Raw genomic sequence first — 15,084 nt, forward strand, 5'->3', positions numbered from 1 at the left:
CGCACCGGTGATCGCGGCGTTGCGGCGCTGAGGACCACATGTGGGTGCGCCCGGCGACCCACGACAGACGGTCTCCGCCATGGGAAAATGGCAACGATATGACCATCGCGGAGCACGTCGACGGCGTCCCGGCGCCGCACCTGCGGCCCTACGTGCACCAGTACCTCGGCTACCACTACCGCGGCTTCGCCCCCGGGGTGCACCTCGGCCTGCCCTCACCCGACCTGACCGTGGTGATCAGCTTCGAGGAGCCGACCCTGGTCTCGCTGACCCCGGGCCACGCGCCGAGCGGATACGCCGCCCTCGCCAGCGGCCTGACCATGGCCCCTGCGTTCATCCACCACGACGGCACCCAGTTCGGGGTGCAACTGGCGCTCACCCCCGCGGGCGCTCGCGCCCTGTTCGGCATGCCCGCTGCGGCGCTCGCGGCGGCCGTCGCTCCGCTGTCGCTCGAACCGCTGACCGACCGGCTGCGTACGGTGTCGTGGCCGCAGCGGTTCGCCCTGCTGGACGCGGCGCTCACCCGCCGCCTCGACCCGGTCGAACCCGCGCCCGAGCTGTCCTACGCCTGGCGGCGCATCCTGCGCTCCGGTGGCGCGCTGCGCGTCGGCGACCTCGCCGCCGAAACGGGCTGGAGCAGACGGCACCTGTGCGCCCGTTTCGCCGCCGAGTACGGCGTCGGGCCCAAGGATGCCCTGCGCATCGTCCGTTTCGGGCGCTCGACCCGGCTGGTCCGGGACGCCCACCGGCCGGCGCTGGCCGAGATCGCCACCGCATGCGGGTACTACGACCAGGCCCATCTCGCCCGCGAGTGGCGCGAGTTCGCGGGCGTCGCGCCGTCGCACTGGGCGCAGGCGGAGGAACTTCCCATTCATCCAAGCCAGGAGCACGTCGAGGCGGCCACGCTGGTCGTATGAGTGACAACGCCATGGTCTGGCCCTGCCTGACCTATACCGACGCGCCCGCCGCCATCGCGTTCCTGGAGGAGGCGTTCGGGTTCAAGGCCACCGCCGTGCACGGCGACGGGCAGACCGTCGAACACGCGGAGCTGCGCTGGCCGCCCGGCGGCGGGATCATGCTCGGCAGCCCGCGCCCGGACAACGTGCACGACATCCCCGCCGGCCAGGGCCTGGTCTACCTGGTCACCGACCAGCCGGACGCGCTGTTCGCGCGGGCCCTGGCCGCCGGCGCGACCGTGCTGCGCGAGCTGCGCGACGAGGACTACGGCTCCCGTGGTTTCAGCGTCCGCGACCCGCAGGGCGTCATCTGGAGCTTCGGCACCTACTCGGGCGCGTGAGCCCCGCTCCGGGCAGCCGATCCCCGCCCACGGGAGGCGGGGATCGGCTGCCCGGACGCGTCGCGCGCGAATCGTGGTCCCCGGGCTGACCCCCGCCTCAGCCGACCGGCGAGAGCTCGGCGGCGCTCGGCGCCGGTTCCGGCCTGCGCCTGGCCTCCCGCCAGGCGGGCAGGTAGAGCGGGGCGGCGACGGCGAGCACCGCCGCGCCGACCAGCATCGCCGTGCTGATGCTCGTCGCGGCGGCGAGTGCGGTGAGCACGACCCCGCCCAGCGCGCCGGCGGGCTGGCCCATCATCGAGTTCAGCGAGATCACACTGGTCCGGTACGGGCCGTCGACCTGGCGGTGCAGCAGCCCGGTGTGCAGCGGATTCGACGCGCCGTGCACCGCGTAGCAGGCCAGGAACGCGACCAGGACGCCTACCGGCCCGGCGAACAGGCCCATGCCCACCACGGTCAGGCCCTGCAGGATCCGCAGCAGGGCGGCACCGGGCGCGGCGCCGGGCCAGCGCAGCAGCAGCGGGGTCAGCGCGGCCCCGGCCGCCGACACGAGCCAGGCCGCCGAGTTCGCCGGGCCGAGCAGCGCGGCGGCCCGGTCGGCGTCGCCGACGACCTCGGCGAGCCGCACCGGCAGCAGCGACTCGAAGGTGACCATGCCGAAGCCCCAGAACAGCTCGACGGCCACCAGTGCGAGCAGCACCCGGGAACGGCGGAGCAGGCCGAACGCCTGCCCGACCATCCGGGGCGCATTGCGCACCGAGGCCCGCAGTGCGGCCGCGCCGCGTGCCGGGCGCACCTCGACCATCAGCGCCAGCAGCACGACCAGAGCCACCACCTGCATCGCCGTGGCGGCCACCACCGGGACGGTGAGCGCGCTGAACGGGCCGACCGGGCCCAGCGCGATCAGGCCACCGCTGAGCAGCGCCCCGGCGGAGATCGCCACACCGATGACGGTGCCGGCGAACCCGAGGCCCGACTCGTACTTCGCCTCCGGGTCGGCGGCCAGGGTGGCGTCGACGTACCAGGACTCCAGTGGGCCGGAGTCGAGCGCCCGGTGGATGCCCTGCAGCGCCCAGACGGCGAGGAACAGCGCGACCGAGTCGGCCACCACGAACAGCCCGAGCGAGATCAGGTTGATGATCCATGCGGTGGCCAGCACCGGCTTGCGGCCGAGCGCGTCAGCCAGGCCACCGGTGGGCAGTTCCAGGGCCAGCACCAGGATGCCCTGCGCGGTGAAGACCAGCCCCATCTGCGGCAGGGTCAGCCCGCGCTCCTGCATGAGCAGGATCAGCACCGGGATGATGAGACCTGAGGGCAACCAGCGCAGGCCGTGCAGCAGCAGGAAGCGGCGGCGGACCTGCTTGACGGTCAGCCCGCTCACCGCAGCTCCTCCGCCCGCGGGAAGTCCACCAGGAACACGTGGACCTGTGCGGCGCCCTCCTCCTCGGCGAACGCGGGGTCCTGCCGGTACTTCACGATCAACTCCCAGATCTCGTCGTTGAGGGCGCGCAGCCGCGACGGCGCGAGGGTCAGCACGGTGTCGCTGATCGTCGCGGCCTCCCGCCACTCCTGCGGGGCGGTCTGCTGTGCCGCCAGCCAGCGTTCGGCCTGCTCGCTCATGAGTTTCAGCTGCTGGTGCTCGATCCATGCGGCGGCGGCCCGAGCGTCGGGGTCGTCGTCGAAGTCGGTCGGCCGCCAGGTGCTGGTGTCATGGGCGGCCCGCCAGAAGCGCTGGCGGCCGGTGCCCAGCTCGGCCTCCTCCACGACCAGGCCGACGTCGCCGAGCTGGCGCAGGTGGTAGCTGGTCGCGCCGGTGTTGGTGTCGAGCAGGCGGGCCAGTGTGGTGGCGGTGGCCGGGCCGTCGAGCCGCAGCAGGCCCAGCAGGCGGGCTCGCAGGGGGTGGGCCAGGGTGCGAATCTGCAGGGCGTTCAGGTGCACGACGCTGTGCGGAACAGCGTTCGACTCGTCGTCCATGTGATGCACAGTATCTGTGCACACTTGTTGTGCACAAGAGCTGTGCACAACAAGTGTGCTTAACCGAGCCCCGCCCCACCCGGCTCCGGCTCCGGCTCCGGCTCCGGCTCCGGCTCCGGCTCCGGCTCCGGCTCCGGCCGGATGATCGCTGTTTGCGGTCAAGACCTGCGCTCAGTCCCCACTTTTTGACCGCAAACGGCGATCACCACTGCAGCCTGCGACCGCCCGGCGTTAAGAAGGGCACCTTCCTCTACGCATAGCGATAAGAAGGTGCCCTTCCTTCGTTCGGGTGGGTTAAAGGCGGGCGGCGAGGCGGGCGGCGCCCTGTTCGCCGGGGCCGGCGAGGACGGCGGTGGTGGCGGGGAGGCGGGCGGTGATGTGGCGGATCACGGCGGCGCGGACGGGGGCGGAGGTGGTCAGGACGCTGCCGGCCAGGACGACGGGGCCGGTGGTGTGGACCTCGGCGAGGGTGTCGGTCAGGTGGGCGGCGGCGCGGTCGGCGAGTGCGAGGGCCTGCGGGTCGCCGTGTTCGGCGGCGGCGCTGACCAGTGGGGCGAGCCGGGAGAGATGTCGCGGGGGTTGGGCGTGCAGGGCGCCGATCAGGTCGTCGGCCGCCTGGCGGGAGGGGGCGGCCGGGATCGTGCCGAGCACGGTCTCGGCGACGCTGCGGGTCAGCAGGCCGTCCGGGACGCGGGTGTACAGCTCACGCGCGGTCAGCGCGGCGGCCTCCCGGCCGAGCCAGAAGCCGGAGCCGAGGTCGCCGAGCAGCCAGCCGATGCCGTCGGCGGTGGTGGTCATGAACCCGTCCTCGATCCGGGCGGCGATGGCCCCTGTCCCCGAGATGAGCACGGTGCCGCACGGTTCGAGCGTCCCGGCCGCGTAGGCGACCTCGACGTCGCCGACCGGCCGCACCGGGACCGTCAGCCCGAGTTCGGTGAAGGCGGCGGAGAACGCGTCGGCCACCACGGGGTCGGCGAACCGGCCGGTGCCGGCGATGCCCATCACGGCCGAGCACACCTCACGCGGGTCCAGCCCGGACAGTGCCGCCCGCACGGCGGAAGCGACCGAGGTCACGGCGTCGGCGAGCGGCACCGAGACCGGGTTGCCGGCACCCGCTCGGCCGAAGCCGACGCGGGCGCCGTCGAGCGTGGTGATCAGCGCCCGCGACGACGTGCCGCCGACGTCGAGGCCGAGGACGAGTGTCACGGGCGCTGATCCTTTCACTTCACGTCGAACCTGGGAACCCGCTCAGCAGCGGCCCAGGTCCTCCCACTGCTGGGTCCAGCCGGGCTCGCTGCCCTGCGTCCACCAGCGGGCCCGCCACAGGTGCACGCCGTCGCCGGACTTCGGTCCGCCGGGGTTGCCGTTGGCGCTGCGCTCCCACTTGACCTGGTTGCCGCCGAGGTACACGCCGCTGATGTTCCACAGCGGAGCGTTGGCGCAGCCAGTGCCACCGGTCGGCGGGGCCGACGGGGACGGCGAGGTGCTCGGCGGGGCCGACGGCGAGGACGACGGCGGCGTGCTCGGGCCGGTGCTCGGCGACGCGGTCGGGCAGGTGCCGCCCGCGCCCACGCTGTCGGTGTGGCTGACGCCCTGCGCCCGGTACGAGGCGACGCGGGCGTTGGCCTGCGCCGGGGTGAGCACCTCGTTCTGTGTGTACAGCAGGTAGTCGACCTGCTGGCGGTAGGTGGCCATGCCGCCGGTGTGCGCGGCCGAGTCGATGAACCACAGGTTGAAGTTGATCGACATGTTCGTCTCGGGGTAGTAGATGCCGCTGTGGTCGGCGACCAACGTCCCGTCGATGTAGTACTTCACGTGTCCGGCCGAGACCGTGAACACCAGGTCGTGCCAGCCCGCGTAGGACTGCCGCTGCTCACCGTGGGCGTTGACGGCCTCCCACGGGTCGGGGCGGTAGGTCTCCCAGGTGGTCTCGTACATGATGTTCGACGGCTCACCCCACCCGCCGTTGGGCAGGTACTCGAAGTCGATCTCGCCGTAGTTCGGGTCCATCGGGGCGGCCAGCGGGGTGATGGTGAAGAACGTCTCCACCAGGTGGTCGCCGTCGTTGCCGGAGACCGGCGCGTCGGTGAACTTGACCCGCGAGGCGTACGTGCCCTCGAAGAACTTCTGCTGGTGCAGGAACTCCGCCTGGCTGGTGCCGCCGGCCGTGCCGTCGGTGGACGCCTGCAACTGCAGGGACTTCGCGCCGTCCACGGTCGGGAACGAGACGTTGGACGCCGGCCAGGACGCGCCCGGGATGCCGGGCCCGCCGGAGTTGGTGCGCACCGACCAGCCACGCTGGTTGATCAGCGGGTCGGCCGGGCCGCTGTAGCTGAAGTCGTCGAACAGGGCGTTGCAGACGGCCGCCGAGGCGACCGCGGTGGTTCCCGCGGTCAGCGCGACGAGCGTTCCGGCGGCCAGCGCCGTGACGGTCGCGCCGATGGCGGCGACGAGCGGACGTTTCCGGAGGGGCATTGTTCTCTCCTTTCGGGGTGGCGGACTACGGTGGTGGGCAGCCCCGGCGCGCCGCGTGAGAGGCGGCGCGCCGGGGTCCTTCTGCCCCCGCGGTCCGTGGGAAGTGCCTTCTTGCGGGCACGGTCGGGCACGCCGAAAGCAGACTCTCCCCGAGTTCGGCGTCAGCGCCCGTCCGTGCGGTCTGTGGGTGTTACTTGAGCGCGCCGGAGGTCAGCCCGGCGCGGATCTGCCGTTGGAAGAAGACGTACGCGAGCAGGACCGGCAGGATCGCGATGATCAGCCCGGCGAACAGGCCGCTCCAGTCGCTGCGGTAGCCCTGGCTGACCGCCAGCTCGGCGAGGCCCTGGGCGAGCACGTAGTGGTCCGGGTCCGGGTTGAGCACCTTCGGCAGCAGGTACTGGTTCCACAGGCCGAGGAAGTTGAAGATGCCCACGCTGACCATCCCGGGGCGGGCCATCGGCAGCATGACCCGGAAGAACACCCCGGCGTGCGACGCGCCGTCGATGAACGCGGCCTCGGCGACGGCGCCGGGCAGCGAGCGGAAGAAGCCGTGCAGGAAGAACACCGTGAACGGCAGGGCGTACGCGGCGTACACGAGGATCAGCCCGTGGTAGGTGCCGAGCATGCCGAGGTTGTCGACGACGAAGAACAGCGGCACCAGGGCCAGGAACACCGGGAACAGCATGCCCGCGATCAGCGTGTAGTACAGGAACCGGTTGCCCGGGAACTCGTAGCGGGCCAGGCAGTACGCGGTCAGCGCGCCGAGCAGCATGGTCAGCGCCAGCGCGCCGCCGACCACGATCAGCGTGTTGAACAGGTACTGCCCGATCGAGGCCTGCTCCCAGGCCCGCGACCAGTTGTCGAAGCGCGGCGACGCGGGCGGCGTCCACGGGCTGTCGAAGATCTCGGCATCGGTCTTGAACGACGACATCAGCGCCCACAGCAGCGGCAGCGTCACCAGCGCGGCCCACAGGGTGAGGAAGGCGTGTTTGGTCCTCATGCCAGCTCCACCCGCTCCCGCTTGGTGACCCGCAGCAGCAGCACGGCGATGGACAGGGTGAGGAAGAAGATCGCCACCCCCATCGCCGAGGCGTAGCCGAACTTGCCGAAGGTGAACGCGGTCCGGTACAGCCCCAGGCCCATGACCTCGGTGCTGTTGTCCGGGCCGCCCGGCCCGACCGTCATGATCTGCACCAGCGCGAACCCGTCGAGCGCCGCGATGCCCAGGTAGATCCAGCCCACCTGCACGCTCTCCCAGATCAGCGGGAGCGTGATGCGCCGGAACACGGTCATCGGGCCGGCCCCGTCGATCGCGGCGGCCTCCATGATGTCGTCGGGCACCGACTCCATCGCGGCCGAGAACAGCACCACGTAGAAGCCCACCGACGACCAGATCATCACGGCCATCACGCACCACAGCGCCAGATCCGGCTCGGCCAGCCAGGACTTGCGCCAGGAGCCCAGGCCCACCGCCGACAGCGCGCCGTTGAGCAGCCCGCTGTTGGGGGTGTACACGAACTGCCAGAGCACCGCGATGATCGCGACACTGAGCAGTTGCGGGAAGAAGTACACCACCCGGTAGACCCGGGTGCCCTTCGTGGCGGCGGCCAGCGCCAGCGCCAGCACGATGACGGCCAGCGGCACGACAAGCAGCATCAGCCCGTTGTTGCGCAGCCCCGCCAGGAACAGCGGGTCATCCCACAACTTGCCGAAGTTGTCGAACCCGGTGAACTCCGGGGCGCTGTCCACGCCGTTCCAGTTCGTGAACGCCAACTGGAACGCCTGCAGGTACGGCGACAGCACGAACACGCCGTACAGCGCCAGGGGCACGATCAGCGCCCCGACCAGGAACCGGTACTTGCCGTGCCGCATGGCCACTCACCGCTGGTGCTTGACGATGGAGCTGTCCTTGGCGACCGCGTCGGCGGCCTTCTGCACCCGCTCGGCCCACTGCTGCGGGTTGATCCGCTTGGTGGCCAGCTCGCCGGTGGCGTCGTCGAGCGCCTTGCTCAGCGGCGCGTACCAGGTCCGGAACTTGTAGCTGAACACGTTCGGACCGGCCGCCTTGACCGCCTCGGCGACCGAACCCAGACCGCTGCTCAGGCTCAGCCCGTCGGTCGCGCCGGTGACCACCGGCAGCGCCTTGGCGCTCTCGGCGAAGCCGCGCGCCACCTTCTGCGAGAACAGGTGCCGCAGGAACTCCAGGCCGCCGGGCACGTTCTTGGCCTTGGCGGGCACGATGAACGACTCGCTGCTGGCCGCCATGACCGCCCCGTTGGGCAGCTTGTCCGAGCCGGTCAGCGCGGGCACGGTGCCCATCACCATGTCGAATCCGGCCGGGGTGACCGCCTGCTGCTCACCCTCCAGCCACGACCCGCACGGGATGAACGCGACCTGGCCCTTGCACCAGGCGTTCTGCGCCTCGGTGTGGGACAGGCCCTCCGAGCCGGGCATGATGTGCCCACGCACCGCGAGCTGGTAAATGGCTTCGGCGGCGGCCAGCATCGCCGGGCTCTGCCACGCCCCGGGCTGCAGGTTGTCGATCGATTTCACGAGGTCGAAGCCGCCGGCCTTGGCCGCCAGCGACACCAGCGGGTCGTTGAGGTACTCCGGGTACTTGCCCTGCCAGGTCCACGGGTGCAGACCGGCCTTCTTGATCTCGTCGTTGAGGGTGAGCATCTCGTCCCACGTCTTCGGGAACGTCCACCCGTGCTTGGCGAACAGCGACTTGGAGTACCAGACGCCCCACAGCACCGACGAGTAGTTGAGCACCAGCGGCTTGCCGTCGAACGTGCCGTCGGAGATCACACCCGGCATCAGGGTGTCGCGGACCTTCTTGGCCGGGTCGTCCAGGCTCGGCGCGTCCAGCAGCGACGTCAGGTCGGTGAGCTTGCCGGCCGAGACGAGCGTGGCCAGGTCGAGGCGGCCCGCGCCGCTGTTGTCGACGACGTCCGGCGGGCTGTCGGCGACGAACCGGGGCTGGAGCACCTCGCCGACGCCCTGGATGCCCTTGTGGTCGACGGCGACCTTCGGGAACTTCTGCTTGAGGCTGGTGCCGGCGTCGATCGCGTACTGGTCGCCGTACCCGCCCTTGAAGATCACGACCTCCAGCGCGGCCTCGCCGGAGACGCCCAGCGGGTTCTCCGCGCTGGTGTCGCCCTGCTTGACCTTGTCGCCGTCATCGCCGCCCGCGGTGGCGCAGGCCGCCAGGCCCGTGCTCGCCGCGACCGCGGCCACTCCGGCCAGCGCGCTACGTCTTGTAAGGTTCATCGTGTCGCCCTTCATGCACTTCAGGAGGGGTTGATGTGTTACGCGATACGCCGGATGCGCCCGGCGTATCGCGCTTCCAACTGCTGGTTGTGCTCATAGCCGCCCGCGATGTTCGCGGACAGGTAGATGGGCGGGGTCTGCCCCGCCTCCGAAAGGCGCCGGACCACCTCGGTGACGACCATCTGGGCCAGCACGGCCGCGGTCACCGACGACACCGCGCCGGACTGGTTGTCCAGGATCACGTCGCCGTACGGGGCGCCGTTGTCGAGCACCACGTCGGCGATCTCGCTCAGCCGCCTGCCGGACGGGTGCCGCGGCTCCGAACGCGCGGTGTGCTCCAGCGACGTCACCGCGATCAGCCCGTGCCCGCGCTCCTTGATCAGCAGCGCCAGCTCGACCACCACTCCGTTGATGCCGGAGTTGGAGGCCAGCACGAACACGTCCGCGGGCTCGATCGGGGCCAGCTCGTAGAGCCGGTGCGCCACCTCGGTGCGCCGCTCCAGCAGCTGGTCCTCCAGCACCTCGACCGGCTCGCCGCCCCACAGCACGATGTCGCGCAGCGCGATGCGGTTGGTCGGCACCAGCCCGCCGGCCCGGCCCGCGATCTCCATCGCGAGGGCCTCGGAGTGGCCGCTGCCGAAGGCCTGCACCACCCCGCCCGCGTTCAGGCTGTCGGTGATCAGGTCCGCGGCCCGCTGCACGTTGCCGGCCTGCTCGGCGCCCACCTTGCCGACCAGCTCGGTGATGGCTTCCAGGTACGTCTGCGCGTTCATCTCGCTCCTTCGTTGTGCTGCCTTGCCCGATCGCCCCACCGGGACCGGTCCGCCACGTGGCCGCCTGACGTTCTCCCCCGGCGGCCCCGGTCCCCGGCGGCCCGGTCCCGGCTGTCCGCCCCGCGATCAGTCCGCGGCGCTGCGCGGGACGACCGGCCGCGACAGGTCGGCGGCCTCCCGGGCGGCGCGGCGGCGGTGCGAGGTCGGCTCGTCGTGCAACCGGTGCGCCTGCACCGCCCGCGCCGTCACCTCGAAAGCCTCGGTGGTACGCGCGTACGTGCGCTGCGCCACCGCGACGTAGATCAGGTCGAGGGCGACCAGTTGGCCGTGCAGCGCCGACAGCGCCGCGAGCCGAAACGTGGTCTCGTGCACCGCCGTGGTCAGCACCACGTCGACGGCCTCGGCCAGCGGCGACTTGTCGAACGAGGTCACCGCGACGGTCAGCGCGCCCTGGTCGGCGGCTTCGGCGAGCACCTCGATGACCTCGCGGGTGCGCCCGCTGTGCGACAGTCCGATCGCGACATCACCCGGCCCGAGCAGCGCAGCGTTGGTCAGCGCCTTGTGCGCGTCCTCCCGGTGCCAGCAGGGCACCCGGATGCGCTCCAGCCGGAACGCCAGCTCACGAGCGGCGGTGCCGCTGCTGCCGAGCCCGAACAGCTCCACCCGGTTGGCCCCGGCGATCGCGTCGGCGACCCGCGCCACCTGGGCCAGGTCGAGCCGGGCCGCGGTCTCCTGGATGGCACGGGCGTCCGCACTCGCGATCACGCCGAGCACCCGGTCCATCGGGTCGCCGGGCTCGATCTCCCGGTCGATGTCGGTCTCCCAGCGCGCCTGCGCCTCGCGCCCACTCTCGGTCGCGATGGCCACCCGCAGCGCCGCGTATCCCTTGAACCCCAGCACCCGGCAGAACCGGGTCACCGTCGCGGTCGACGTGCCGGCCCGCTCGGCGAGGTCCACGATGGAGGCCTGCGCGGCGATGGCCGGGTCTTCCAGGATCTGCTCCGCCACCCGCTGCAACGCGTCGGGCAGGTTGGGCAGCTCCATCCGCATCCGGCCGATCACACCCTGCACAACAATTCCCTTCATCGCGGTCCGTTGATGAAGAAAATTACGACCCACACTCCAAAGTGTCAATCCCAACCAACAAAAATTTTGACCCCCAAACCCGTTACACCCCAGCAATAATTTTGACCGCCGTGCCGGTAGGACGCGTGATCGCCCGACTTGCCAGGCAGGTGTGCGTATCTTGAACTCGAATACGCACAGGTGCCTGGCAAGTCGGGCGATCTTGACCGGCGGCGGCCGGCGGGGTCAGATGCGGACGAAGCCGATCATGGCGGAGCCGATGCCGGACTGGAGGACGGCGGCGGAGACGAGGACGGCGGCGGGCCAGAAGCGTTCGGTGCGGGCGCAGAGCCAGGCGGCGGCGATCTGGAGGTACACGGCCAGGAAGATCCAGAGGCGGACCGTCTCGCCACGGTTGATGCCCCACAGGTCGAGCACGACCAGCACGGCGATCCCGGACAGGGTCAGCACCGCGGCCGGGTGCGCCGACCGGCTGCGTACCGCGTCCCAGGTCGCGGCCGCGAGCAGCACGCAGGACGCGATCCCGGCAGCCAACGCCAGGTACCACAGGTTGCGGGTGACCCACATGCCGTACGGCCGCCAGCGCGCGTTGAAGTCGTTGGCGTCGGCCAGTACGTACGCGAAGTTGTCGAACAGGTCGTAGCCGAACAGCCCGCGCATGAGCACGTAGCACGCGGCGAACCCGGCCAGCGCCAACCCGACCAGGCGCAACCCGTCCTGCCAGGTCAGCGAGCGCTGTCGCAGCGCGACGCCAAGCAGCGCCGCGAACACGATGCCCAGCACCAGCGGCAGGGCTTCGAAGAAGACGACCAGGTAGAGCGCCCCGCCCAGCCCGAGGGCGTACCTGTACCGGCGGGTCTTCAGGAAACGCACGTGCAGCCACAGCGCGAGCAGGATCGGCACCGGGGAGACAGCGTTGAGCACCGGCGCGAAGTACAGCACGCCGGGCAGAAACAAGCCCAGGACCAGGGTGTACAGCGCGATGCGGCGGTCGCCGGTCAGGTCGCGCACGATGAGCCACAGCAGCACGGCGGACACGTTGGCCAGCGCCAGCACGGCCACGCCCATCGCGGCCGGGCCGAGGCCGATGGCGTCGAGAAGGAAGTACAGCAGGGTCTTGCCGGGCATGTTGGTGCGCGCGTGCGGCGGGAGCTGCTCGACCAGCCCCATGTAATTCCCCATGAACTCGCCGATCCCCCAGCGCTGCGACGGGGAGTAGAACGAGTTGGCCCGGTCGCTGGCCACGACGTCGCCGAGCGAGGGCAGCGCGTACACCCGCAGCAGCAGCTGCAGCGGGATCACCGCGACGAACCATCCCGCGGCCACGGCCACGTCCAGGCGCTGGGGCAGCCGCCGCGACAGCCACAGCAGCCCGAGCACGACCGGCGCGACCACGAGCGCGGGCCACACCACGTGCCACTCCCCCGCCGCGCGGTCGTACGGGTACGTCCACCCGGCCAGGCGCGAGCCGGTCGGCAGCCGCCGCAGCAGCATCGCGACCAGGGCGAGCACGGTCAGGCCCGCTCCGGCGAGCGCTGCCCAGGCCACCAGGCGCGGCACAGCCGGCGTGACCGGGGACGTGGTGCCGGGCGGCCGCTTCTCGACGAGAACCCTGTTCACGTGTCGCCTCTCCTCACCCGTGTGTGCAGTCCGCAGGGGCTAACGAGTCAGCACACGAAGATGGCCCCGACCGAGGTCGGGGCCATCTGTAAGCAGGTATTCAGGCTGGGCGGACGGCAACGGGAGCGACGCTGCTCCCGGCCCGGATCACCCGCGCGACGGCGGGGTGCTCCACGGACTCCGGGGCGACTTTCGCGGCACGCCCCGTCCGCCACGTGCCTTGATCGTTTCCACGTCCACGCCGGCGGTCGATGCCGGCGCGGGTTCTGCGGAGGCCCGCAGAGAGAAGGCGAACATCGCCTCGGTACGGACGGCCGGGGTCACGCCGGCACGACCTGGGTCTCGCTCACGATCGAGAGGATCTCCTCGATCGAGACGTTTGCCCTGCTCGCCACATGTTCGATCGGAACATTGCACGCGATGGCCTCACGGATCGCGGAACGCCACACCTTGTCGGCGTCGTCGGCGCGACCGGCAGATGCCTCGTCCACCAGACACAGCGCCAGATCAGAGTTGACGTACACAGTCGATCTCCTCCTCCATGGGCGCCCGGGGTCTGAGGGCGCCTGGGGCCGCCCGGCGCACCGGACGTCCTCACCTGAACAAGACTCCGCCAAACGGGGGTCCGAAACATCCGCCACCACGCGTAAAGCCCGATCCGGAAGAAACGGACTAATCGCCCTATCAGGCCCGACCAACCCATCAAGATCATCCGAATTGCCCGGCAGATGTGGGTATCCGGCTTCATGATTCGCCCATCTGCCCGGCAAGTCGGACGATCTTCGCAGCGCGACCGGGCGATGTGTTCGCGGACGGACACGCCGGGACTGGGCGCGATCGGCCGGGCAGCCACGAACAGGACGGCAGACGCGCGGAAGGCACTGGCGGCACGACGGGCGGGGAGCGGCGCAGCGCGGGTCGGGGACGTCGGAGGTGGCGGTTAGGCTCCGGCGCATGGTCGATGATCAGGAACTCGCCCTGGCCCGCGCCCGGGGCGACCGATGGCTGCCCGAGACCAGACCGGAGACCGTCGAGGACGCGGGCCGGTTCGTCGACGGCGTCGGCTGCGCGCTGCTGTTCCCCGCCGCGAACGCGCTCGCGCCCTCGCTGTACGAGACCGTCGCCGACGAGGACGCCGTGGCCTGGGCCGACGGTATGGGTGAGGCCGAGTCCACCGTCTGGACCTGGAAGGACGCGCTGCCCGAGGCCGGGCTCGCCTGGTACGGCAAGTTCCTGTTCCGCCGCGCGAGCCTGCTCTCCCCCGACCTGCTGCGGGCGCTGTACGCCGGCCCCGGCGAGCCCGACGACCACGAGGACCTCGACCTGCCCCGCGAGGCGCACGAGATCGCGCGGGCGCTGCTCACCGGGCCACTGACCTCGCGCGCGCTGCGCGAGCTGATCGGCGACCGGGCCGCGTACGAGCGCGCCATGACCGAACTGCAGCGCCGCCTGCTGTTAACGTCCGCTGGCGTGCGCGAGCAGCGCGCCGGCTGGCCGGCCTCCATCGTGGACCTGACCTGCCGCCGTTTCGACGTCGGCGGCGGGCAGGATGCCCCCGCGGCCGCGCGCCGCTACCTGGAGACCGCCGTCGAGGCGAGCCCGGGGCAGCTCGCGCGGGCGTACGGCTGGACCGCCGCCGTCGCCCGGTCCCACCTGGACGCCCTGGTCGCCGCCGGACAGGCGCGGCGGCGGGGCAACTCCTACCGCAGCCAAGGAGCACCCGATGTGCCACAGTGACGACAGCCAGGCCCCGCAGGCCCCGAACGCAGGCGCGGTCGCCGGGCACGGCCCGCTCGAACTGCACGCCGAGGACGGCAACGCCCTCGCGGCATACCGCGCGATCCCGGCGACCCCGAACGGCATGAAGATCGTCGTACTGCCGGACGTGCGCGGCCTGCACCCGTTCTACGTGGGGCTGACCCAGCGCCTGGCCGAGGCCGGGTACGAGGCGGTCGCGATCGACTACTTCGGCCGCACCGCCGGGGTGGCCCAGCGCGACGAGAGCTTCCCCTACATGGAACACATGCCTCAGGTCACGCCCGCGCACGTGTACGCCGACACGGCGGCCGCGATGGCGGTGCTGTGCGAGTCCGAGCCGGACGCGTCGGTGTACACCGTCGGGTTCTGCTTCGGCGGCAGCATGTCGTGGCGGCTGGCCGCCAGCGACCTCGATCTGGCCGGGGTGATCGGCTTCTACGGCCAGCCGGCGCGGGTCGCCGACGTCGTCGACGAGGTGGACAAGCCGATCCTGATGCTGGTCGCGGGCGCGGACTCGACGCCGGTGAGCGAGTTCGAGAAGTTCGCCGCGCAGTTGGAGGAGGCCGGCGTCGCCCCCGAGATGCACGTCTACGAGGGCGCGCCGCACTCGTTCTTCGACCGCTCCTTCGAGCAGTGGGCCGACGCGTGCACCGACGCCTGGAACCGCGTCATCTCCTTCACCACCCGGCACCGCCACTGACACTCTGAGCCATCGATACCGGCCCTGTGAGAGCGCTCTCACAGGGCCGGTATTACGTTATGCCGTCCCGCGACCGTCACGCTCCGTCCACGTCGCGGGATTAACTCCGATGCCATGGCCCGGAAACATTGACG

The 15,084-nt window shown here is 71.3% G+C and carries 15 protein-coding genes; 4 read left to right on the forward strand and 11 right to left on the reverse strand.

Going from position 1 to position 15,084, the window contains the following annotated elements; genetic code table 11:
• The first annotated feature begins 98 nt into the window (after positions 1-98).
• Both AB0B35_RS21140 and AB0B35_RS21145 read left to right on the forward strand, forming a co-directional pair.
• Positions 99-917, forward strand: a complete 819-nt coding sequence (locus AB0B35_RS21140) for a helix-turn-helix domain-containing protein (protein WP_361047998.1) — start codon at positions 99-101, stop codon at positions 915-917.
• Entirely contained in the window at positions 914-1,297 is a 384-nt protein-coding gene (locus AB0B35_RS21145) for a VOC family protein (protein ID WP_361048001.1), read from the forward strand. Before AB0B35_RS21140 ends, AB0B35_RS21145 begins: the two co-directional genes overlap by 4 nt.
• A gap of 97 nt (positions 1,298-1,394) precedes the next feature.
• Here AB0B35_RS21145 and AB0B35_RS21150 read toward each other — a convergent pair whose 3' ends face one another.
• From AB0B35_RS21150 to AB0B35_RS21200, 11 genes are all read right to left on the reverse strand, one after another.
• Positions 1,395-2,675 (reverse strand): MFS transporter, encoded by a 1,281-nt coding sequence (locus tag AB0B35_RS21150; RefSeq protein ID WP_361048004.1) that lies wholly within the window; start codon positions 2,673-2,675, stop codon positions 1,395-1,397.
• On the reverse strand, positions 2,672-3,268 hold the full coding sequence (locus AB0B35_RS21155) for a helix-turn-helix domain-containing protein (protein ID WP_361048007.1): 597 nt from the start codon (positions 3,266-3,268) through the stop codon (positions 2,672-2,674). The genes AB0B35_RS21150 and AB0B35_RS21155 overlap by 4 nt, the downstream gene beginning before the upstream one ends.
• Before the next feature lie 294 nt (positions 3,269-3,562).
• Positions 3,563-4,474: a BadF/BadG/BcrA/BcrD ATPase family protein gene (locus AB0B35_RS21160; RefSeq protein ID WP_361048010.1), complete on the reverse strand. Its 912-nt coding sequence runs from the start codon at positions 4,472-4,474 to the stop codon at positions 3,563-3,565.
• 42 nt (positions 4,475-4,516) lie between these two features.
• Entirely contained in the window at positions 4,517-5,743 is a 1,227-nt protein-coding gene (locus AB0B35_RS21165; protein WP_361048012.1) for a family 16 glycosylhydrolase, read from the reverse strand.
• Positions 5,744-5,933: 190 nt separating this feature from the next.
• Entirely contained in the window at positions 5,934-6,743 is an 810-nt protein-coding gene (locus AB0B35_RS21170; RefSeq protein WP_361048015.1) for a carbohydrate ABC transporter permease, read from the reverse strand.
• Positions 6,740-7,615, reverse strand: coding sequence for a sugar ABC transporter permease (locus AB0B35_RS21175; RefSeq protein ID WP_361048018.1), 876 nt, complete (start codon positions 7,613-7,615; stop codon positions 6,740-6,742). The genes AB0B35_RS21170 and AB0B35_RS21175 overlap by 4 nt, the downstream gene beginning before the upstream one ends.
• A 6-nt stretch (positions 7,616-7,621) precedes the next feature.
• Positions 7,622-9,013 (reverse strand): N-acetylglucosamine/diacetylchitobiose ABC transporter substrate-binding protein, encoded by a 1,392-nt coding sequence (ngcE, locus tag AB0B35_RS21180; protein WP_361048021.1) that lies wholly within the window; start codon positions 9,011-9,013, stop codon positions 7,622-7,624.
• A 38-nt stretch (positions 9,014-9,051) separates the two neighbouring features.
• On the reverse strand, positions 9,052-9,786 hold the full coding sequence (locus AB0B35_RS21185) for an SIS domain-containing protein (protein WP_361048023.1): 735 nt from the start codon (positions 9,784-9,786) through the stop codon (positions 9,052-9,054).
• Positions 9,787-9,912: 126 nt separating this feature from the next.
• Positions 9,913-10,872, reverse strand: coding sequence for a MurR/RpiR family transcriptional regulator (locus AB0B35_RS21190; RefSeq protein ID WP_360535052.1), 960 nt, complete (start codon positions 10,870-10,872; stop codon positions 9,913-9,915).
• 225 nt (positions 10,873-11,097) lie between these two features.
• Positions 11,098-12,492 (reverse strand): hypothetical protein, encoded by a 1,395-nt coding sequence (locus AB0B35_RS21195; protein ID WP_361048026.1) that lies wholly within the window; start codon positions 12,490-12,492, stop codon positions 11,098-11,100.
• 320 nt (positions 12,493-12,812) lie between these two features.
• Positions 12,813-13,016, reverse strand: a complete 204-nt coding sequence (locus AB0B35_RS21200) for a hypothetical protein (protein WP_360535056.1) — start codon at positions 13,014-13,016, stop codon at positions 12,813-12,815.
• Positions 13,017-13,446: 430 nt separating this feature from the next.
• Here AB0B35_RS21200 and AB0B35_RS21205 point away from each other — a divergent pair, with 430 nt between their 5' ends.
• Together AB0B35_RS21205 and AB0B35_RS21210 are read left to right on the forward strand one after the other, a co-directional pair.
• The gene (locus tag AB0B35_RS21205) at positions 13,447-14,229 is read left to right on the forward strand and encodes a hypothetical protein (RefSeq protein ID WP_361048029.1); all 783 of its coding nucleotides are present in this window, start codon (positions 13,447-13,449) and stop codon (positions 14,227-14,229) included.
• A complete protein-coding gene (locus AB0B35_RS21210) occupies positions 14,216-14,950 on the forward strand; it encodes a dienelactone hydrolase family protein (protein ID WP_361048032.1) in 735 nt (244 codons plus the stop codon). Before AB0B35_RS21205 ends, AB0B35_RS21210 begins: the two co-directional genes overlap by 14 nt.
• Positions 14,951-15,084 lie beyond the last annotated feature (134 nt).

This window comes from Catellatospora sp. NPDC049133, from assembly GCF_040648455.1.
GTDB lineage: Bacteria > Actinomycetota > Actinomycetes > Mycobacteriales > Micromonosporaceae > Catellatospora > Catellatospora aurea.